The 19,137-nt window shown below is 68.6% G+C and carries 15 protein-coding genes and 1 tRNA gene; 8 read left to right on the forward strand and 8 right to left on the reverse strand.

From position 1 onward, the window contains the following. Nucleotides 1-58 precede the first annotated feature (58 nt). Both glmU and CRM90_RS16805 read right to left on the reverse strand, forming a co-directional pair. Complete coding sequence (gene glmU / locus CRM90_RS16800) at nucleotides 59-1,561, reverse strand: bifunctional UDP-N-acetylglucosamine diphosphorylase/glucosamine-1-phosphate N-acetyltransferase GlmU (RefSeq protein WP_102808086.1); 1,503 nt, start codon at nucleotides 1,559-1,561, stop codon at nucleotides 59-61. 7 nt (nucleotides 1,562-1,568) lie between these two features. Beyond that, nucleotides 1,569-1,640, reverse strand: a tRNA-Gln gene (locus CRM90_RS16805). Nucleotides 1,641-1,807: 167 nt separating this feature from the next. Between CRM90_RS16805 and CRM90_RS16810 the strand changes: the two genes are divergently transcribed. From CRM90_RS16810 to CRM90_RS16820, 3 genes are all read left to right on the forward strand, one after another. Next, nucleotides 1,808-2,401, forward strand: coding sequence for a TetR/AcrR family transcriptional regulator (locus CRM90_RS16810; protein WP_199189929.1), 594 nt, complete (start codon nucleotides 1,808-1,810; stop codon nucleotides 2,399-2,401). A gap of 80 nt (nucleotides 2,402-2,481) precedes the next feature. Then, nucleotides 2,482-6,144, forward strand: coding sequence for a transcription-repair coupling factor (gene mfd, locus CRM90_RS16815; RefSeq protein WP_102808087.1), 3,663 nt, complete (start codon nucleotides 2,482-2,484; stop codon nucleotides 6,142-6,144). Next, entirely contained in the window at nucleotides 6,141-7,259 is a 1,119-nt protein-coding gene (locus tag CRM90_RS16820; RefSeq protein ID WP_102808088.1) for a nucleoside triphosphate pyrophosphohydrolase, read from the forward strand. The genes mfd and CRM90_RS16820 overlap by 4 nt, the downstream gene beginning before the upstream one ends. Here CRM90_RS16820 and efeB read toward each other — a convergent pair. The 3 genes from efeB to efeU form a co-directional block, all read right to left on the reverse strand. Continuing rightward, nucleotides 7,232-8,515 (reverse strand): iron uptake transporter deferrochelatase/peroxidase subunit, encoded by a 1,284-nt coding sequence (gene efeB / locus CRM90_RS16825; RefSeq protein ID WP_102808147.1) that lies wholly within the window; start codon nucleotides 8,513-8,515, stop codon nucleotides 7,232-7,234. The genes CRM90_RS16820 and efeB overlap by 28 nt on opposite strands. Before the next feature lie 13 nt (nucleotides 8,516-8,528). Continuing rightward, entirely contained in the window at nucleotides 8,529-9,629 is a 1,101-nt protein-coding gene (gene efeO, locus CRM90_RS16830; RefSeq protein ID WP_233209372.1) for an iron uptake system protein EfeO, read from the reverse strand. A 62-nt stretch (nucleotides 9,630-9,691) separates the two neighbouring features. Then, nucleotides 9,692-10,648: an iron uptake transporter permease EfeU gene (gene efeU, locus CRM90_RS16835; protein WP_102808090.1), complete on the reverse strand. Its 957-nt coding sequence runs from the start codon at nucleotides 10,646-10,648 to the stop codon at nucleotides 9,692-9,694. A gap of 178 nt (nucleotides 10,649-10,826) precedes the next feature. On the opposite strand from efeU, the gene CRM90_RS16840 reads away from it, so the two are divergent. The 5 genes from CRM90_RS16840 to CRM90_RS16860 all read left to right on the forward strand — a co-directional run bounded on the left by CRM90_RS16840 (nucleotide 10,827) and on the right by CRM90_RS16860 (nucleotide 15,079). Continuing rightward, nucleotides 10,827-11,558: a lytic transglycosylase domain-containing protein gene (locus CRM90_RS16840; protein ID WP_102808091.1), complete on the forward strand. Its 732-nt coding sequence runs from the start codon at nucleotides 10,827-10,829 to the stop codon at nucleotides 11,556-11,558. 65 nt (nucleotides 11,559-11,623) lie between these two features. Further along, nucleotides 11,624-12,910 carry a phosphopyruvate hydratase gene (gene eno, locus CRM90_RS16845; protein WP_102808092.1) on the forward strand — a complete coding sequence of 429 codons (1,287 nt, stop codon included), beginning with the start codon at nucleotides 11,624-11,626 and terminating at the stop codon, nucleotides 12,908-12,910. Nucleotides 12,911-12,946: 36 nt separating this feature from the next. Further along, nucleotides 12,947-13,642, forward strand: coding sequence for an FtsB family cell division protein (locus CRM90_RS16850; protein WP_102808093.1), 696 nt, complete (start codon nucleotides 12,947-12,949; stop codon nucleotides 13,640-13,642). Continuing rightward, the gene (locus tag CRM90_RS16855; protein WP_102808094.1) at nucleotides 13,635-14,132 is read left to right on the forward strand and encodes a DUF501 domain-containing protein; all 498 of its coding nucleotides are present in this window, start codon (nucleotides 13,635-13,637) and stop codon (nucleotides 14,130-14,132) included. Before CRM90_RS16850 ends, CRM90_RS16855 begins: the two co-directional genes overlap by 8 nt. Continuing rightward, nucleotides 14,117-15,079 (forward strand): Ppx/GppA phosphatase family protein, encoded by a 963-nt coding sequence (locus CRM90_RS16860; protein WP_286145639.1) that lies wholly within the window; start codon nucleotides 14,117-14,119, stop codon nucleotides 15,077-15,079. The genes CRM90_RS16855 and CRM90_RS16860 overlap by 16 nt, the downstream gene beginning before the upstream one ends. 7 nt (nucleotides 15,080-15,086) lie before the next feature. Here the strand turns inward: CRM90_RS16860 and CRM90_RS16865 are convergent, their stop codons facing one another. From CRM90_RS16865 to CRM90_RS16880, 3 genes are all read right to left on the reverse strand, one after another. Then, a complete protein-coding gene (locus CRM90_RS16865) occupies nucleotides 15,087-15,581 on the reverse strand; it encodes a DUF4383 domain-containing protein (RefSeq protein WP_233209365.1) in 495 nt (164 codons plus the stop codon). Nucleotides 15,582-15,945: 364 nt separating this feature from the next. Further along, nucleotides 15,946-16,632, reverse strand: coding sequence for a response regulator (locus tag CRM90_RS16875; RefSeq protein ID WP_083121663.1), 687 nt, complete (start codon nucleotides 16,630-16,632; stop codon nucleotides 15,946-15,948). Then, nucleotides 16,633-19,125: an ATP-binding protein gene (locus tag CRM90_RS16880; protein ID WP_102808149.1), complete on the reverse strand. Its 2,493-nt coding sequence runs from the start codon at nucleotides 19,123-19,125 to the stop codon at nucleotides 16,633-16,635. Between the last annotated feature and the right edge of the window lie 12 nt (nucleotides 19,126-19,137).

Here is a 19,137-nt window from a genome sequence, read left to right on the forward strand (position 1 = left end):
CCAATCGTACGGTGCTACCTCCCCGGGTTACCAAAAAGGCAACATCTGGCGACGCCGATCAGTCGTTTGCGTCGCCGGCCTCGGATTCTTTCGCCTTCGCCGCGGCCTGCGCCGCTCGGGCTCGATTTGCGGCCTCCGCCGCGGGACTACCGGGCCGTTTGCGCAGCACCCAGTTCTCGATGTTGCGCTGTGGCCCGGCCGACACCGCCAGCGCGCCCGGGGGCACGTCGTCGCGCAGCACCGTGCCCGCCCCGGTGTAGGCGCCGTCGCCGACGGTGACGGGCGCGACGAACATCGTGTCCGAGCCGGTGCGCACGTGCGAACCGATGGTGGTGCGGCTCTTGTTCTCGCCGTCGTAGTTCACGAACACGCTGGATGCGCCGATATTGCTGTTCTCGCCGATGTCGGCGTCGCCCACGTAGGTCAGGTGCGGCACTTTGGTGCCCGCGCCGATGACCGCGTTCTTGGTCTCGACGAAGGTGCCGAGCTTGCCGCGGGCGCCCAGCTCGGTGCCCGGCCGCAGGAAGGTGAACGGTCCGACCGTCGCCCCGTCGCCGATCACCGATTCGCTGCCGTGGGTGCGCACCACCGAGGCCTCATCGCCGACGCTGACCTGGGTCAACGTGGTGTCCGGACCGATCTCGCAGCGCGCGCCGATCCGGGTGGCGCCCAGCAGTTGGGTGCCCGGCCGGAGCACGGTGTCGCGGCCGATGGTGACGTCGACGTCGATCCAGGTGCTGAGGGGGTCGATGACGGTGACGCCGGCGCGCTGATGGGCGGCCACCACGCGCCGGTTGAGCTCCCGCGCCAGGTCGGCAAGCTGTACCCGGTCGTTGACCCCGGCGACCAGCGCGGCATCGTCGACGTGCTTGGCGTGCACCACCCGGTGGTCGGCGCGCAGGATCGAGATCACGTCGGTCAGATAGAGCTCGTGCTGGGCGTTGTCGGACGACAGTCGGCTGAGTGCGGAACGCAGTTCGACGATGTCGAACGCGTACACACCTGCGTTGACCTCGCGGATGGCCCGCTGCTGAGGGGTGGCGTCGGTTTCCTCGACGATCGCGATGACCTCGCCGTCCTGGGTGCGCAAGATCCGGCCGTAGCCGCTTCCGTTCGGCAGGGTCGTGGTCACGACGGTCGCCGCCGCACGCTTGCCGCGGTGGACCGCGATCAGCTCGGCCAGCGTCTCGGCGTCCAGCAGCGGAACGTCGCCCGAGGTCACGACGACCGTGCCGGCGAAATCGTCGGGCAGCCCGGACAGTCCGCACAGCACGGCGTGGCCGGTGCCGAGTTGCTGCTCCTGCACGGCCACCTCGATGGTGCGGCCCAGCTCCTGCGCGAGCCCGGCCACCACCGGGCCGATGCGCTCGCGGTCCTTGCCGAGCACGGCGACCAGGTGCTGGGGAGCAACCTTGGCGACTGCGTACAGGGCGTGCGAGAGCATGCTGCGCCCGCCGAGGGTGTGCAACACCTTGGGGGTATCGGAGCGCATGCGGGTTCCGGCCCCGGCTGCCAGCACCAGGACGGCGGCATCGGTCTGCGTGGTCACCTGGACCTCCATCAATATGCTCCGTCGCCAGGACTCGAACCTGAACTATCTGAACCAAAATCAGAGGTGCTGCCGATTACACCACGACGGACTGGCCGAAATGTCCGCCTGAGACTCTAATGCAGACGGCTACGCTCACCTCGGAGGGCAGGAGCGCAGCGACCCGGGAAAGGTCCACCGGAGGGCAGGAGCGCAGCGACCCGGGAAAGGTACAGCGTGGCAGCACCGGAGAAGGAGCCGCGGGCACCGCGCGCCCGGATGACCGGCACCGAACGTCGGCGCCAGCTCATCGACGTGGCGCGGACCCTGTTCGCCGAGCGCGGATACGAGGGCACCTCGATCGAGGAGATCGCCCAACGCGCGAACGTCTCCAAGCCCGTCGTCTACGAGCACTTCGGCGGCAAGGAAGGCTTGTACGCGGTGGTCGTCGACCGCGAGATGTCGGCCCTGCTCGACGGGATCTCGTCGTCGCTGACCAACAACCGGTCCCGGGTCCGGGTCGAACGGGTGGCGCTGGCCCTGCTGACCTACGTCGAGGAGCGGACCGACGGTTTCCGCATCCTGATCCGTGACTCACCCGCAGCGATCAGCACCGGCACCTACTCCAGCCTGCTCAACGACGCCGTCAGCCAGGTGTCCTCGATCCTGGCCGGTGATTTCGCCCGCCGCGGACTGGACCCCGTGCTGGCCCCGCTGTACGCGCAGGCCCTGGTCGGTTCGGTGTCGATGACCGCCCAATGGTGGCTCGACACCCGTGAGCCGAAGAAAGAAGTGGTCGCCGCGCACCTGGTGAACCTGATGTGGAACGGCCTGACCCATCTGGAGGCCGATCCGCAACTGGAAGGTGAGTGAACGCGACCTGCGTCACAGCGCGCGAGCGAATCGCGGCCCGCCGCAACGGCTTCGGTCCCGCCGCCTAGGATGGATACATCATGACCGCACCGGGGCAGGAGTATGTTCACACCCCGATCGCCGGGCTGGTGGACTTGGCGCTGACCGCGCCGGAATTCGTCGAACTCGCGCAGCGGGCCGCCGAGCGTCCCGAAGAACTCGCGCTGGTCGGGCCGGCCAGCTCACAGCTGTACGCCGCCTGTGCGGTCGCCCGCAAGGGCCCGCTGCTGGTGGTCACCGCGACGGGCCGCGACGCCGACGACCTCACCGCCGAGCTGCGAGGCGTGTTCGGCAACTCGGCGGCGATGTTCCCGTCCTGGGAGACCCTGCCGCACGAGCGGCTCTCGCCCGGGGTGGACACCGTGGGCGCCCGGCTGATGCTGCTGCGCCGGCTGGCCCACCCCGACGACGAGCGCCTCGGCCCGCCGCTGTGCGTGGTGGTCACCACGGTGCGTTCGCTGCTGCAGCCGATGGCTCCCGACGTCGGAACCGTCGAACCGGTGACACTCGCTGCGGGGGCCGAATTCGATTTCGACGCCTTGATCGCGCGCCTGGTCGAGCTGGCGTACACCCGCGTCGACATGGTCGGCAAGCGCGGCGAATTCGCGGTCCGCGGCGGCATTTTGGACCTTTTCCCGCCGACGGCCGAGCATCCGGTGCGGGTGGAGTTCTGGGGCGACGAGGTCAGCGAGATGCGGATGTTCTCGGTCGCCGATCAGCGGTCCATCCCCGAGATCGACGTGGACAGCGTGGTCGCGGTCCCGTGCCGCGAGCTGTTGCTCACCGACGAGGTGCGGGCGCATGCCGCCAGGCTGCTCGCCGACCGGCCGCGCGGTGACGGCAACCAGGTCAGCGGCAGCGTCGACGACATGCTGGCCAAGCTGGCCGAGGGCATCCCGGTCGACGGGATGGAGGCGCTGCAGCCGGTGCTGCGACCCGACGACCTGACCCTGCTCATCGACCACCTGCCGGAGGGCACCCCGGTTCTGGTGTGCGATCCGGAGAAGGTGCGCACCCGCGCGGCCGACCTGATCAAGACCGGCCGGGAGTTCCTCGAAGCGTCCTGGTCGGTGGCCGCTCTCGGCGGCGACGCCCCGATCGACATCGAAGAACTCGGTGGGTCCGGGTTCCGCGAACTCGAGGAGGTGCGGGCCGCGGCGCGCGCGTCCGGCCACCCGTGGTGGACGGTGAGCCAGTTGGCCGCCGAGGACGCCACCGAACTCGACGTGCGGGCCGCCCCGTCGGCCCGCGGCCAGCAGAGCAACGTCGACGAGATCTTCGCGATGCTGCGCGCCCATGTGCTGACCGGAGGATTCGCCGCCGTCGTCGCGCCGGGCACCGGCACCGCCCATCGGGTCGTCGAGCAACTCGGCGAGCGCGACACCCCGGCCGCGATGCTGGAATCCGGCGCAGCCCCGAAGGCCGGTGTGGTCGGTGTGCTCAAGGGCCCGCTGCACGACGGCATCATCGTGCCCGGCGCCAACCTGGTGGTGATCACCGAAACCGACCTGACCGGCAACCGGGTGACCGGCACCGAGGGCAAGCGGCTGGCGGCCAAGCGCCGCAACACCGTTGACCCGCTCGCGCTGACCGCGGGCGACCTGGTGGTGCACGACCAGCACGGCATCGGGCGGTTCGTCGAGATGGTCGAGCGGACCGTCGGTGGCGCGCGGCGCGAGTACCTGGTGCTGGAGTACGCGTCCAGCAAGCGGGGGCAGTCTGCCGACAAACTGTTCGTGCCGATGGATTCCCTGGACCAGCTGTCCCGTTACGTCGGTGGCCAGGAGCCCAGCCTGAGCCGCCTGGGCGGGAGTGACTGGACCAACACAAAGACCAAGGCGCGCAAGGCTGTTCGGGAGATAGCCAGCGAATTGGTGGCGCTCTACGCCAAGCGGCAGGCCGCGCCCGGCCACGCGTTCGGCCCGGACACCCCGTGGCAGGCCGAGATGGAGGACGCGTTCGGCTTCACCGAGACGATCGACCAGTTGACCGCCATCCAGGAGGTCAAGTCCGACATGGAGAAACCGGTCCCGATGGACCGGGTCATCTGTGGCGATGTCGGTTACGGCAAGACCGAGATCGCGGTGCGCGCGGCGTTCAAGGCCGTGCAGGACGGCAAGCAGGTCGCGGTGCTGGTCCCGACCACGCTGCTGGCCGATCAGCATCTGCAGACGTTCAGTGCGCGGATGGCCGGCTTCCCGGTGACCGTGAAGGGCCTGTCGCGGTTCACCGACCCGGCCGAGTCGCGCGCCGTGCTCGAGGGAATGGCCGACGGCAGCGTCGACGTGGTGATCGGCACGCACCGGCTGCTGCAGACCGCCGTGCGGTGGAAAGACCTCGGTTTGGTGATCGTCGACGAGGAACAGCGCTTCGGCGTCGAGCACAAAGAGCACATCAAGAGCCTGCGCACGCACGTCGACGTCCTGACGATGAGCGCCACCCCGATCCCGCGCACGCTGGAGATGAGCCTGGCCGGTATCCGGGAGATGTCGACCATTCTGACCCCGCCGGAGGAGCGTTACCCGGTGCTGACCTATGTCGGCGGCCACGACGACAAGCAGGTCGCCGCGGCGCTGCGGCGCGAGTTGCTGCGTGACGGGCAGGTTTTCTACATCCACAACCGGGTCAGCAGCATCGACGCCGCGGCCGCCCGGGTCCGCCAGCTGGTGCCTGAGGCGCGGGTGGTGGTCGCGCACGGCCAGATGCCCGAAGAGCTGTTGGAGCGCACGGTCGAGGGCTTCTGGAACCGCGAGTACGACATCCTGGTCTGCACGACGATCGTCGAGACGGGGCTGGACATCTCGAACGCCAACACCCTGATCGTCGAGCGTGCCGACACCTTCGGCCTGTCCCAGCTGCATCAGCTGCGCGGTCGGGTGGGACGCAGCCGCGAGCGCGGCTACGCCTACTTCCTGTACCCGAAGGAGATGCCGCTCACCGAGACCGCCTACGACCGGCTGGCCACGATCGCGCAGAACAACGAACTCGGCGCGGGCATGGCAGTTGCGATGAAGGACTTGGAGATTCGCGGCGCGGGCAATGTGCTGGGTGCCGAACAGTCCGGCCACGTCGCCGGGGTGGGATTCGACCTCTACGTCCGGCTGGTGGGCGAGGCCGTCGAGGCATACCGGGCCGCGGCCGACGGCAAGACGGTCACCACATCCGAGGAACCCAAGGATGTGCGCATCGATCTGCCGGTCGACGCCAACCTGCCGCCGGACTACATCGAGAGTGACCGGCTTCGGTTGGAGGCCTATCGCCGGCTGGCCGGCGCCGGCGACGACGCGGGCATCGTCTCGGTGGTCGAGGAACTCACCGACCGCTACGGCCCGCTGCCCGAACCCGCGCAGCGGCTGGTCGCGATGGCCCGGTTGCGGCTGGTGTGCCGCGGGTACGGGGTGACAGAGGTCGCCGCGACCGGAAGTGGTTCGGCCACAACGATTCGTGTCTCGCCGCTGACGCTGCCCGACTCGGCGCAGCTGCGGCTGAAGCGGGTCTATCCCGGCGCGAACTATCGGGCGACGACCTCGACGGTGATGGTGCCGATTCCGCGGGCGGGCAGCGGTGTCGGCGCCCCCCGGATCCGTGACCTGGAACTGGTGCAGATGGTGGCCGATCTGCTTCGCGCACTTGACGGACAACCGCACGGCGAGCTTGATATAACGACGTTCACACCGGCAGGCTCGGCGAGGGGAGAGCGGTGACCGTCATCCTGGTCGATCCGCGCCGTCCGTCGCTCGTCCCCGTCGACGCCGTGGAGCTGCTGGGCGGTGACGTGCAGTACACCGAGGAGATGCCGGTCAAGGTGCCGTGGTCGCTGCCGTCGGCGCGACCGGTGTTCACCGGTACCGACGCGCCGGTGCTCCTCTCCTCCGATCGGCAGCACCCCGGGGTGCGGGCCCGGCTGTCCGCCGGTGAGCGGCTGATCGCCGCACCCGCCCCGCAGGCCGGCGAGCGGCTGGTCGACGCGGTGGCGATCATGGACAAGCTGCGCACGGCCGGGCCGTGGGAGAGCGAACAGACCCACGACTCGCTGCGGCGCTACCTCTTGGAGGAAACCTACGAGCTCTTCGACGCGGTCCGCGGCGGCAACGCCGACGAGCTGCGCGAGGAACTCGGAGACGTGTTGCTGCAGGTGCTCTTTCACGCCCGGATCGCCGAGGAGGCGTTGCACGGATTCACCATCGACGACGTCGCCGACGCGCTGGTGCGCAAGCTCGGCAACCGGGTGCCCGCGGTGCTGGCCGGGGAGTCGATCTCGCTGGAAGACCAACTGGCCCAGTGGGAACAGCGCAAGGCCGCGGAGAATCTCGGGAAGAGTAACCGGGTCTCCTGTGTCGACGACGTGCCGACCGCTCAGCCGGCGCTGGCGCTGGCGCAGAAGGTGATTGCCCGGGTGACGACCGCCGGGCTGCCGCCGGAGCTGATCCCGGCATCGATCGTCACGGTGACGGTCTCGGCGGAGCGCGATGCCGAGAACGAGTTGCGCACCGACGTACTGGAATTCATGGACACCGTACGAGCCGTCGAGCGCGCGATCGCGGCGAATCGGCGCGATACCGACGCCGCAACGGAACTCGACGCCGCCGCGGCGTTGGGCGCGGTCAGCGCCGCCGAGTGGCGCAGGCACTGGCCGGCACCGGAAGTCGAGCCGCTGGAGCTACCGTCGGTGCCCGAGGTGGTCACCGACGACGACGTGCTCGACGATGTCGACTTCCTGCGGGTCGACGACGATCTGGACCTGCCCGAGCTGGCCGACGACCTCGCGGGCAGTGAGCTGCACGACGTCGATCAGCCCAGCAGCGTCGAGCCCCAGTAGTCGCCGTCGCGCAGGCCCGGCGGGATCGCGAAGATCGCGCTGCCGGTGTGGGTGATGTACTCGTTGAGCAGATCGCGGCGGGCCAGCTCCATCTGCATCGGGATGAATTGGGTCGCCGGGTTGCGCACGAACGCGATGAAGAACAGTCCGGCGTCCAGGTGCCCGAATCCGTCGGAGCCGTCGGTGAAGTTGTAACCGCGGCGCAGGATCTGGATACCGTTCAGGTGCTGCTGGGATGCCAGCCGCACGTGGGCGTCACGGTCGATCAACGGCTCGTTCTTGTTGTCGACGATGTCGAAGTTCAGCTCCTCGAACTCCTGCTTGAGTCCGTTGGGTGCACCGCTGCCCTTCTGCCGGCCGATCACCCGCTCCTGCTCGAGAAGCGTTGTGCGGTCCCATGATTCGATCCGCATTCGAATGCGACGGCTGATCATATAGCTGCCGCCGGTCATCCAGTCCGGTCCGTCGCCCTTGGCCACCCACACCTGCTGGTTCAGCGTGTCGGTGTCTTCGGCCTTGATGTTGGCGGTTCCGTCCTTGAACCCGAACAGATTTCGCGGTGTGGACTGTTCCCGGGTGGTCGAGGAGGTACGGCCGAACCCCAGCTGGGAATACCGCACCGCGACGGTGCCGAAGCCGACCCGGGCCAGATTGCGGATCGCGTGCACCGCGACCTGGGGGTCGTTGGCGCAGGCCTGTACCACGATGTCCCCGCCGCAGCGGGCCGGGTCCATGGTCTCGTTGGGGAACTTGGGCAGGTTCTCCAGCAGTTGCGGCTTCTGGCCGGCCAACCCGAAGCGGTCCTTGCCGTCCTTGAGGAAGAGCGACGGACCGAACCCGATGGTCAACGTCAGCTGCGACGGCGTCAGCCCCAGCGCCTCACCCGTATCTGCCGGTGGGGCATAGGGATTGAGGCCGACGGCACCGTCGTGGACGGCTTCCTGGCCGGCGGTCATCCGCTCGGCCATGCCGGTCCACTCCTTGAGCATCGCGACGAGATCAGCCCTGGACTCGGTCGTCACGTCGAACGTGGCGAAGTGCATCCGATCCTGGGCGGGGGTGACGATCCCAGCCTGGTGCTCGCCGCGGAACGGTACCGGCTTGTCCAGCCCGCCGGTGACCGAGCTTGCTGCGGACGCCCGGCCGGCCAGCGCCCCGGCGCCCGCCGCACCGACCACCGCGGCGGTGACGCCTGCCGCGCCGAACAGCTTGCGCCGCGACATTCCCGACGGTGCCGGCTCGGGGGAGGCCGCCATCGGCTTGTCCTCGTTACTGGGGAGCGATGACACCCTGCACCTGGCTTACCTCTTTGCTCAGCGCGTCGATCGCACGCGAGAGTTCCTGTCGCTGGGGCTCGGTCACGGTGTCGTAGAGCACGAAGCCGTCACCCTTGCGGTACTTGGCCAGCAGCGCCTCGACATCGGCGAAGCCCTTGTCGACCCGCTTGCCCAGATCGGCGTTGCGGCTGTCGAGGATCGGGCGGACCGAGGCCACCGCGGTCTGGCTGCCCTGGACGTTGGCGTTGAAGTCCCACAGGTCGGTGTGGCTGAAGATGTCCTCTTCGCCGCTGATCTTGCTCGCCGCGATCTCGTCGAGCAGACCCTGTGCGCCACCGGCGATCTGGGTGGAGTCGATGGTCCAGCCGGGTGCCTTCACGCCGTCGTTGAGCTCCTTGACGTCGGCCATCAGCTGGTCGCCCAGCGCGCCGGCGTCGGGCTGCAGACCGGTGACCCACAGCTGCTTCTCGAGCGCGTGGAAGCCGGTCCACTTCTGGCCGGGTTCGAGGTCGGCCTCGCGAAGGTCGATGCGCGGATCGAGATCGTTGGGGAACGACTCGGCCACCGGCTCGATGCGCTCGTAGTAGGTACGGGCGACCGGGTACTGGGCCTTGGCCGCCGCGACGTCACCCTTCTTGATCGCGTCGACGAACAGTTGGGTGGCCGGGATCAGGGCGTCGGTCTGGCTGTTGACGTAGCGCTTGTAGCTCTCGGCGGCTTCCTTGAATTCGCCCTGGGTGTCGACCGCGACGGCGTTGCCGGTGACGGTGAAGTCGGCGCGGATACCGTCGCCGATCATCCCCGGCTTGCACGCGGTCTGGTACGTGCCCGGCTCGGCGAGCTGCACAACGAGCTTGCGCTGCAGGCCGGGGGAGATGTTCTCGACCTCACCCATCACCCGCTCGCCCTCGCCGTACACGTAGAACTCGGTCACCTTGGTCCCGTTGTTGGTGACCACGAACGTGCTCGGCCCGGTGGCGGCCTGGGTGCCCGACAGCTTGCAGTCGGTGTCGGTGGCGTTCACGGTGATCTCCGAGGCTGCCTTGCTGCTCGAGTCCGCCGACTTCGTTTCCTTGGCGGTACATCCGGCCATGGAAACTCCGGCGAGTATCGCGGCGACGGCGGCGGTGGAAGTCTTGATGCCGTGGGGCAGCGTCACTTATGGGACCTTTCGGTAAGGGGAGAGCGCTCCGAGTCCTCGGAGGCGGTGTCGGGGGCGACGTCGGTGGCCGGAGCGGGCTTCGGCGCGGCGTGGGTGGGCCGCAGGAACAGGGCGAGCACGATGACGATGTAGGCCAGCCAGCAGATGAGCTGCAGCACCGTCGGGGTGGGGGTGATGTTGAAGACGCCCTGGACGATCTCGCCGTACCAGGCCGACCAGTGTTCGGAGCTGATGTCGAAGGCCTTCGAGCCCAGGCCGGGCAGCCAGCCCACGGTCTGCAGCGCGCCGATGCCGTAGGACAGGACGCCCGCGGCCACCAGGATCAGGAACACGCCGGTGTAGGAGAAGAACTTTGCCAGGTTGATCCGTACCGCCCCGGCGTACATGCCCCAGGCGATGGCGGCGGCCACCAGGACGCCGATCAGCAACCCGAGCAGCGGCCAGGCGGTCTCGGCTTCGGCGAAGCCGACCATGAACAGTGCGGTTTCGACGCCCTCCCGGCCCACGGCCAGGAACGCCAGGGCGAAGACGGCGAACGCGCCGGTCTCGAGTGCCTTCGACATCCCGGCTCGGAGCTCGCCGGACATGCTGGCCGAGGCCTTGCGCATCCACAGCACCATCGATGTGACGATCACGACGGCCACCAGGGAGGCGACCCCGGCGATGGCTTCGGCGGCCAGCCCGGTGATCGTGTAGGTGCCGTACTGGATCGTCAGAAACACGACGACGGTCATCAGCACCGCGGCGCCCACGCCCAGCCAGACCCACTTCAGGGCGTCGCGGCGATCGGATTTCACCAGGAAAGCGATCAGGACCATGACGATGATCCCGGCTTCCAGACCCTCGCGGACGCCGATCAGGCCGCTGCCGAACAGCTGCGCGCTGACATTGGGGGCGGCTGCGCTGAATGTCGTCTGGATGCCGCTCGAGACGTCCGCCAGGTGGGTCATCGCGCGTCCTAACTAACTTCAGACAATGCCGGTCAAGCAAGGCTTACCAAATGAAGGATCGGCTCACCTTAACAGACGGTAGGTAACGAAGTTACCGGCCGTTCGGGCCCGCCGGTAGGGACTAACGACCCGGGAGCCGTGGGACGATGAACATGTTTGGTTGGGCCCGAGGAGTGCTGTGTCGTCAACGCGCTGGCTGCGTGCTGCCGCCGTCATTGCGGCGGCGGCGATGTTGCTGGCGGCCAGTTGTTCCTGGCAGCTGGGCACGCCGATTCCGGATGGGGTTCCGCCGCCGCCGGGGGATCCGGTGCCCGCCGTCGATACCCACGCCAAGGGCCGGCCGGCCGATCAGCTGCACGACTGGGCGGCGCAGCGGGCGCCGGCACTCGGCATCCCGATCACCGCGCTGGAGGCCTACGCGTACGCCGCGCGGGTGGCTGAGGTGGAGAACCCCAACTGCCATCTGGCCTGGACGACGCTGGCCGGGATCGGCATGGTCGAGAGCCACCACGGCACCTACCGCGACGCTGTCGTGGCGCCGAACGGGGACGTCAGCCCGCCGATCCGCGGCGTCCATCTCGACGGCACCAACGGCAACCTCGAGATCATCGACGACGAGAAAACGGTGAGCAGCGACGAGCCGATCTACGTGCGGGCGATGGGACCGATGCAGTTCATCCCGGAGACCTGGCGGCTCTACGGCGTCGACGCCAACAACGACGGGGTGATCAGTCCGGACAACATCGACGACGCGGCGCTGTCCGCGGCGGGCTATCTGTGCTTCCGGGGTAAGGATCTGGCCTCGCCGCGCGGGTGGATGAACGCACTGCACGCCTACAACCATTCCGACCAGTACGCCCGCACTGTGCGGGACTGGGCGACGGCATATGCGCAAGGGCACGCGCTCTAACAGCGCTCCCGGCAGATCGACCATCTAGGCTGTTCGTCGCAGACCACGACGCAAGGAGAGAGCCAGTGCCCATCATCGAGCAGGTTGCGGCCCGCGAGATCCTCGACTCCCGCGGCAACCCGACGGTCGAGGTCGAGGTGGCCCTGATCGACGGCACCTTCGCCCGCGCCGCCGTCCCATCCGGCGCGTCGACCGGCGAGCACGAGGCCGTCGAGCTCCGCGACGGCGCGGCCCGGTACGGCGGCAAGGGTGTGGAGAAGGCCGTCGAGGCCGTGCTCGACGAGATCGCCCCGGCCGTCATCGGCCTGTCGGCCGACGATCAGCGTCTGGTCGACCAGGCCCTGCTGGACCTGGACGGAACCCCCGACAAGTCGCGGCTCGGCGCCAACGCCATCCTCGGCGTCTCCCTGGCGGTGGCCAAGGCCGCCGCCGACAGTGCCGGCCTGCCGCTGTTCCGCTACCTCGGTGGCCCGAACGCCCACATCCTTCCGGTGCCGATGATGAACATCCTCAACGGCGGCGCGCACGCCGACACCGGCGTCGACGTCCAGGAGTTCATGGTCGCCCCGATCGGCGCGCCGAGTTTCAAAGAGGCGCTGCGCTGGGGCGCCGAGGTCTACCACTCGCTGAAGTCGGTGCTCAAGAAGCAGGGTCTGTCCACCGGGCTCGGTGACGAAGGTGGTTTCGCGCCCGACGTCGCGGGCACCAAGGCGGCGCTCGATCTGATCGGCACGGCGATCGAGGCGGCCGGCTTCACCCTCGGCACCGATGTCGCGCTGGCACTCGACGTGGCGGCCACCGAATTCTTCACCGCCGGCAAGGGTTACGCCTTCGAGAAAGAGGTGCGCACCGCCGAGCAGATGGGCCACTTCTACGCCGACCTGCTCGATTCCTACGCGCTGGTGTCGATCGAGGATCCGCTGTCCGAGGACGACTGGGACGGCTGGGTCGAGCTCACCACCGCCATCGGCGACCGGGTGCAGCTGGTCGGCGACGACCTGTTCGTCACCAACCCCGAACGGCTCGAAGACGGTATCGAGCGGGGCGCGGCCAACGCATTGTTGGTGAAGGTCAACCAGATCGGCACGCTCACCGAGACCCTCGACGCGGTCGCGCTGGCGCACAACAGCGGCTACCGGACGATGATGAGCCACCGCAGCGGCGAGACCGAGGACACCACCATCGCCGACCTGGCCGTCGCCGTCAGCTCCGGTCAGATCAAGACCGGAGCGCCTGCCCGCAGCGAGCGCGTTGCCAAGTACAACCAGTTGCTGCGCATCGAGGAAGCACTCGGCGATGCCGCGCGGTACGCCGGCGACTTGGCCTTCCCGCGGTTCGTGGTCGGAGACTAGGTCCCGAAGGGACCGGGAAGAGGCCTGAAAGAGACTGTGGCGGAAAGCAAGCGGCCCGACTCGAAGCGACGCTCACCGGCCTCCCGGCCGGGGGGCTCGGGTCGTGTCCGCTCACGTACGTCGCCGTCGGCCAAGAAAGACCCCCGTCCCACCGAGACCAGGGCCAAACCGGAGGCGGTCGGAGTTGTCGCGCCTGCCGCATCCGAGACCGGGCATACGGTCTCCGAACCGGTCCGCCGTGCCATCGCGGCATCGGCGGAGCGTCAGAGCGAACAGCGGCTGGGCTTCACCGCCCGCCGCGCGGCCATCCTGGCGGCGGTGGTCTGCGTGCTCACGCTGACCATCGCCGGTCCGGTGCGCACCTATTTCGCGCAGCGCACCGAGATGAAGCAGCTCGCCGCGACAGAGGCCGCGCTGCGACACCAGATCGCCGATCTGGAGTCGCAGAAGGCCAAGCTGGCTGATCCGGTGTACATCGCGGCGCAGGCTCGTGAGCGGCTCGGCTTCGTGATGCCGGGCGACATCCCCTACCAGGTGCAGCTGCCGCCGGGAGCTGTCGTCACACCCGACACCGGGCCGCAGGCCGCGCCGGTGCGCAGTAACGACCCCTGGTACACCTCGTTGTGGCACACCATCGCCGACACCCCGCACGGGCCGCCACCGGTCCCGGCCGCCGATCCTGCGCCGCCACCTGAACCCGGTCCCGCACCACCCCCGGCGCCCGGTGGTTGACCCCGCCGATCTCGACGCGGTGGCGCGGCAGCTCGGGCGCGAGCCGCGCGGCGTACTGGAGATCGCCTATCGCTGCCCCAACGGTGAACCGGCCGTGGTGAAAACCGCGCCCCGGCTGCCCGACGGCACGCCGTTCCCGACGCTGTACTACCTGACCCATCCGGCGCTGACCGCGGCGGCGAGCCGGCTGGAGTCCGACGGGCTGATGCGCGGCATGAGTGAGCGGTTGGCTCAGGACCCGGACCTGGCCGCGGCCTACCGGCGGGCCCACGAGTCGTACCTGGCCGAGCGTGACGCGATCGAGCCGCTGGGCACCACGTTCACCGGGGGTGGCATGCCCGACCGGGTCAAGTGTCTGCACGTGGTGATCGCGCATTCATTGGCAAAAGGCAGGGGCGTCAACCCATTCGGCGACGAGGCGCTGGCCGTGCTGGCCGCCGAGCCGGGGATGGCGGGAATCCTGGACAACGAGGAGTGGACATCATCGTAGAGACGAACCGGGTTGCGGCCATCGACTGCGGCACCAACTCGATCCGGCTACTGATCGCCGACCTGGACGAGGGACGCCTGCACGATGTGCACCGGGACATGCGCATAGTGCGGCTGGGTCAAGGTGTGGACGCCACCGGGCAATTCGCCCCTGACGCACTGGCCCGCACGCAGGCCGCGCTGGTGGACTACGCCGCGCTGCTCAAGCAGTTCGACGTCGGCAAGGTGCGGATGGTGGCGACGTCGGCCACTCGGGATGCGGCCAATCGTGACGTGTTCTTCGCGATGACCGCAGAGGTGCTGGACCCGGTGGTGTCCGGTGCGGTCGCCGAGGTGATCACCGGGCACGAGGAAGCGGAGCTGTCCTTCAACGGCGCGGTAGGCGAACTGGACAGTGCCGCAGGGCCGTTCGTGGTTGTCGACCTCGGCGGCGGCTCCACCGAGGTGGTGCTGGGTAACCAGGCAGGCGGCGTGCAGGCCAGCTTCTCCGCCGATATCGGATGCGTGCGGCTCACCGAACGCTGCCTGCACTCCGATCCGCCGACCGCGACCGAGATCGCCGCCGCCCGCGAGGTGGTGCGAGAACGTCTCGGCCAGGCATTGCGCGCGGTACCCGTGGACCAGGCGAAGACCTGGGTGGGGGTGGCGGGCACGTTCACCACGATCACCGCGCTGGCCCAGCACATGACCACCTACGATCCCGCGGCCATCCATCTGTCGCGGATCGGGGTTCCGGACTTGCTTGCGGTCTGCGAGCAACTCGTCGGGATGACCCGCAAGCAGCGTGCCGCGCTCGGTCCGATGCACGAGGGTCGCGTCGACGTCATCGGCGGCGGTTCGATCGTCGTCGAGGAACTCGCCTACGCGCTGGGTCAGCGGGCGGGGATCGACGCGCTGGTGGTCAGCGAGCACGACATCCTCGACGGGATCGCGTTGTCGCTCGCCTGAGCGTCTCTCACTCGTCCTCGGGCAGCACCAGCGGTTCCCCGTCGGCTCCGGTCGGTGTCTTCGTGCCGGCGAGCGTGATGCCCAGCAGTGTCATGACCACGCCGATCGCGAGGTGGAGCCAGTTGTCGGCGTTGTTGATCGGCAAGATGTTTCGCGGACCGGCCAGGTCGATGAGCAGACCGTAGACCCAGAGGCCCACGAAGATCAGCCCGCCGCCGATCAGGTACGCCCGCGCTCGGGCGAATGTGCCCGCCAGCGCCAGGCCGGCCACGCCGAAGCCGAGATGCACCAGGTTGTGCACCACCGACACCTCGAACACACCGAACAGCTGCGAGCGTGAACCGTGCGCCCAGTGCAGCTGATCCAGATGTGTGGTCAGACCGGGAATGAAGCCGGCGATCGCGACAGCAAGGAACGCCGCGGCGACCAGCACTGCGGCTCCCTGTACCGCCAGCAGGCCGACGCGTGCCCGCTGGAGCCTGCCGGAACGGGCTGTCTCCATGAGGGTCTGCATACCCGTCAATACGGGCGGTCAACCCGCGAGCGCGGGCACCGTCGGTTAGAGCTTGACCTTGCAGCCGCTCCCGATGTTGTGGCAGTGGTGGCCACCGTCGCAGGCATTACAACGGCAGGTGCAGCCACCGGTGTGCTTGGGCTGGTTCATGACACATCATCTCCTTCGCCAGGATGGTTCTCACCCTAGTTCGCGGCCGAGCCCCGCGGTCGGGATTCACGAGTCCATCGCGCCCCGCCGACCACAGCCGCCACAGCTGTACCGCGCGGGCCGCCGAGATCGACGCCAGCGAGATGGGCTCTCGAATTTTCCCGCGCTGCCGTCGATTTCGATGAACCGGCGGGGCTGACCGTCACTGCTCGAACCGGTAGCCCATGCCCGCTTCGGTCAACAGGTGCCGCGGATGCGAAGGGTCGTCCTCCAGCTTTCGGCGCAGCTGCGCCAGGTACACCCGCAGATAGTGGGTCTCCTTGGCGTACGCCTGGCCCCACACCTCCTTGAGCAATTCCTCACGGCCCACCAGCTTGCCGCGGTTGCGCACCAGCATTTCGAGCATGCCCCACTCGGTGGGCGTCAGGTGAACCTCGGCACCGTTCTTGATCACCTTCTTGGCGGCCAGATCGACTGTGAATGAATCGGTTTCGATGACCGGCTCGTCGGTCTCCGACGCCGCCGCGCCCCGGCGCACGGCCGCGCGCAGCCGGGCCAGGAATTCGTCCATCCCGAACGGCTTGGTCACGTAGTCGTCGGCGCCGGCATCGAGCGCGTCGACCTTTTCCGCGGAGTCGGTGCGGGCGGACAGCACGATCACCGGCGCGGTCAGCCAGCCGCGCAGCCCGCCGAGGACCTCGATGCCGTCCATATCGGGCAGTCCGAGGTCCAGCACGATCACGTCCGGCCGTTGTTCGGCGGCGGCCTTCAGCGCCGCCGCGCCGGTAGCGGCGGTGATCACCTCGTAGCCGCGCACGCTCAGATTGATCCGCAACGCCCGCAGGATCTGCGGCTCGTCGTCGATCACCAACACCTTGATCTTGCTCATTCACCGCCCTCCCGGCGGCGCGGCCAGGTCGACGATCACAGTGAGACCGCCGCCGGGTGTGTCGGTGGCCGATATCGTGCCGCCCATCGCCTCGACGAATCCGCGGGCCACCGAAAGGCCCAGTCCGACACCGTATTTGTTGTTCCGGTCGCCGAGGCGCTGGAACGGCTCGAACAGCTGCTCCTCGGTGCCGCGGGGCACGCCGGGTCCTTCGTCGACGACGTTGATGAGCATCCGATCGCCGACGCGGCCCGCGTTGATCCGGACGATCGATTCGGGGGCGTACCGCAGAGCGTTGTCGACCAGGTTCGCCAGCACCCGCTCCAGCAGCCCGGCATCGGCCAGCGCCACCGCATCTCCGACGTCGACCTTCACCCGGTCGAGGCCCTTGGCGCCGAATCCGGTGGAGCCGCGGCCGATGCTCAGCAGCGCACGCTGGACCACCTCTTCGAGATACACCCGCTTGAGCTCGGGACGGACCACCCCGGCGGCCAACCGCGACGAATCCAGCAGGTTGTCCACCAGCGCGGTCAGCTGGTCCACCGACTCCTCGACGGTGGCTAGCAGTTCGGCGGTGTCCTCCTTGGAGAAGCCGATGTCGTCGGAACGCAGGCTCGACACAGCGGCTTTGGCGCCGGCCAGCGGTGTGCGCAGGTCGTGGCTGACCGCGGACAGCAATGAGCGGCGAAGTTCGTCGGCCTTCTCGATCGCCTCGGCCTTGCTGGCTTCCTCGGTGAGTTCCCGCTGGCGGACCAGGCCGGCGGCCTGCTTGGCGACGGCGGTGAGTACCCGCCGGTCGCGGGCGGGCAGACTGCGCCCGGACATCAGCATCCAGAACTCGTCGTCGCCGACCTCGATGGCGGTGTCGGCGGAATCGACTGTCACACAAGGGTCCTTGCCGACGCAGGCGACGATCTGTTCGTCCTGTCCGCGGACCCGCAGAATGCTCACGGCCCGCTGCGAGTAGGTTTCGCGGACCCGTTCCAGCAGCGTGGCCAGATCCGCGCCGCGCAGCACGGAGCCGGCGAACAAGGTCAGCAGCTCGGCTTCCTGGGAGGCGCGCCGTGCCTCACGTTGGCGGCTGGCCGCACGGTCGACCAGGATCGCGACCGCGACGCCGAGCATCAGCAGGACCAGCTCGGTGACGGCGGCGTCGGGTTCGGCGATGGTGAAGGTATAGCGCGGTGCGGTGAGGAAGTAGTTGAGCAGCAGACCGGACAGCATGGCCGACACCACCGCCGGCGCCACGCCGCCGAGCAGCGCGACGATCAGCACGCCGACCACGAACATGGCGCTCTCGCCGCCGATGGACAGATACTTGTCCAGGAAGAGCGCGGTGAACGCGCAGATGACCGACGGCACGATGACGGCGGCCAGCCAGGAGATCACCCGGCGTTCGCGGGGCGACGCCGCCCGCACCGAGAAGCCCCGCTTGGCCTCCTCATGGGTCACCATGTGCACGTCGATCTTGCCGGAGTCCTGGACGATCGCCGCGCCGATGCCTTCGTCGAAGACGCGGGCCCACCGGGACCGCCGGGACGTGCCGATCACCAGCTGGGTGGCGTTCATCTCGCGGGCGAAGTCCAACAGCGCTTTACCCACATCGTCGCCGACGACGGTGTGCACGGTGGCGCCCACGCTGGCGGCCAGCTCGCGGACTTTCCCCATCTGCGGCGCCGAGACCCCGGACAATCCGTCGCCTCGTGCCACGTGGACGATCATCAGCTCGGCGCTGGCCTTCGATGCGATCCGAGATGCCCGGCGCACCAACGTCTCTGACTCGCCGCCACCGGTGACCGCGACGACGACACGCTCGCGGGCTTCCCAGGTCGCGGTGATCTTGTTGTCGGCACGATATTTGGCCAGTGCGGCGTCCACCTGGTCGGCCAGCCACAGCAGCGCGAGTTCCCGAAGCGCGGTCAGGTTGCCCCGGCGGAAGTAGTTCGACAGTGCCGCGTCGACCTTCTCCGGTGCGTAGACATTGCCATGAGAAAGCCTGCGCCGCAGCGCCTCCGGGGTGATATCGACCAACTCGATCTGGGCGGCGCTGCGGACGATCTCGTCGGGCACCGTCTCCTGCTGCTCGATGCCGGTGATCTGTGCGACGACGTCGTTGAGGCTCTCCAAGTGTTGGACGTTGACCGTCGAGATCACCGCGATGCCGGCGTCGAGCAGCTCCTCGACGTCCTGCCAGCGTTTGGGGTTCTTGCTGCCGGGTGTGTTGGTGTGGGCCAGCTCGTCGACGAGCACGACCTGCGGCTTGCGGGCCAGCACGGCAGGCACGTCGAGTTCGGGGAAGCTGGTGCCGCGATAGTCGATGTAGCGGGGTGCGATGACCTCGATGCCACTGAGCAGGTCGGCCGTCTTCTTCCGGCCGTGGGTCTCGACCACGGCGGCCACCAGATCCGTGCCGCGCTCCAGACGGCGATGCGCCTCGCCGAGCATCGCGAACGTCTTGCCCACGCCTGGCGCGGCGCCGAGGTAGATGCGCAACTCGCCTCGCTT

Origin of the sequence: Mycobacterium sp. ENV421 (assembly GCF_002887815.1) — a bacterium.
Classification (GTDB): Bacteria; Actinomycetota; Actinomycetes; order Mycobacteriales; family Mycobacteriaceae; genus Mycobacterium.

Coding starts and splice junctions, on each gene's coding strand:
- mfd (WP_102808087.1), top strand. CDS start 2,482: ATGACCGCACCGGGGCAGGAGTATGTTCACACCCCGATCGCCGGGCTG.
- efeU (WP_102808090.1), bottom strand. CDS start 10,648: ATGACCCACCTGGCGGACGTCTCGAGCGGCATCCAGACGACATTCAGC.
- glmU (WP_102808086.1), bottom strand. CDS start 1,561: ATGGAGGTCCAGGTGACCACGCAGACCGATGCCGCCGTCCTGGTGCTG.
- CRM90_RS16865 (WP_233209365.1), bottom strand. CDS start 15,581: ATGGAGACAGCCCGTTCCGGCAGGCTCCAGCGGGCACGCGTCGGCCTG.
- CRM90_RS16875 (WP_083121663.1), bottom strand. CDS start 16,632: ATGAGCAAGATCAAGGTGTTGGTGATCGACGACGAGCCGCAGATCCTG.
- CRM90_RS16810 (WP_199189929.1), top strand. CDS start 1,808: ATGACCGGCACCGAACGTCGGCGCCAGCTCATCGACGTGGCGCGGACC.
- efeB (WP_102808147.1), bottom strand. CDS start 8,515: ATGGCGGCCTCCCCCGAGCCGGCACCGTCGGGAATGTCGCGGCGCAAG.
- efeO (WP_233209372.1), bottom strand. CDS start 9,629: ATGGCCGGATGTACCGCCAAGGAAACGAAGTCGGCGGACTCGAGCAGC.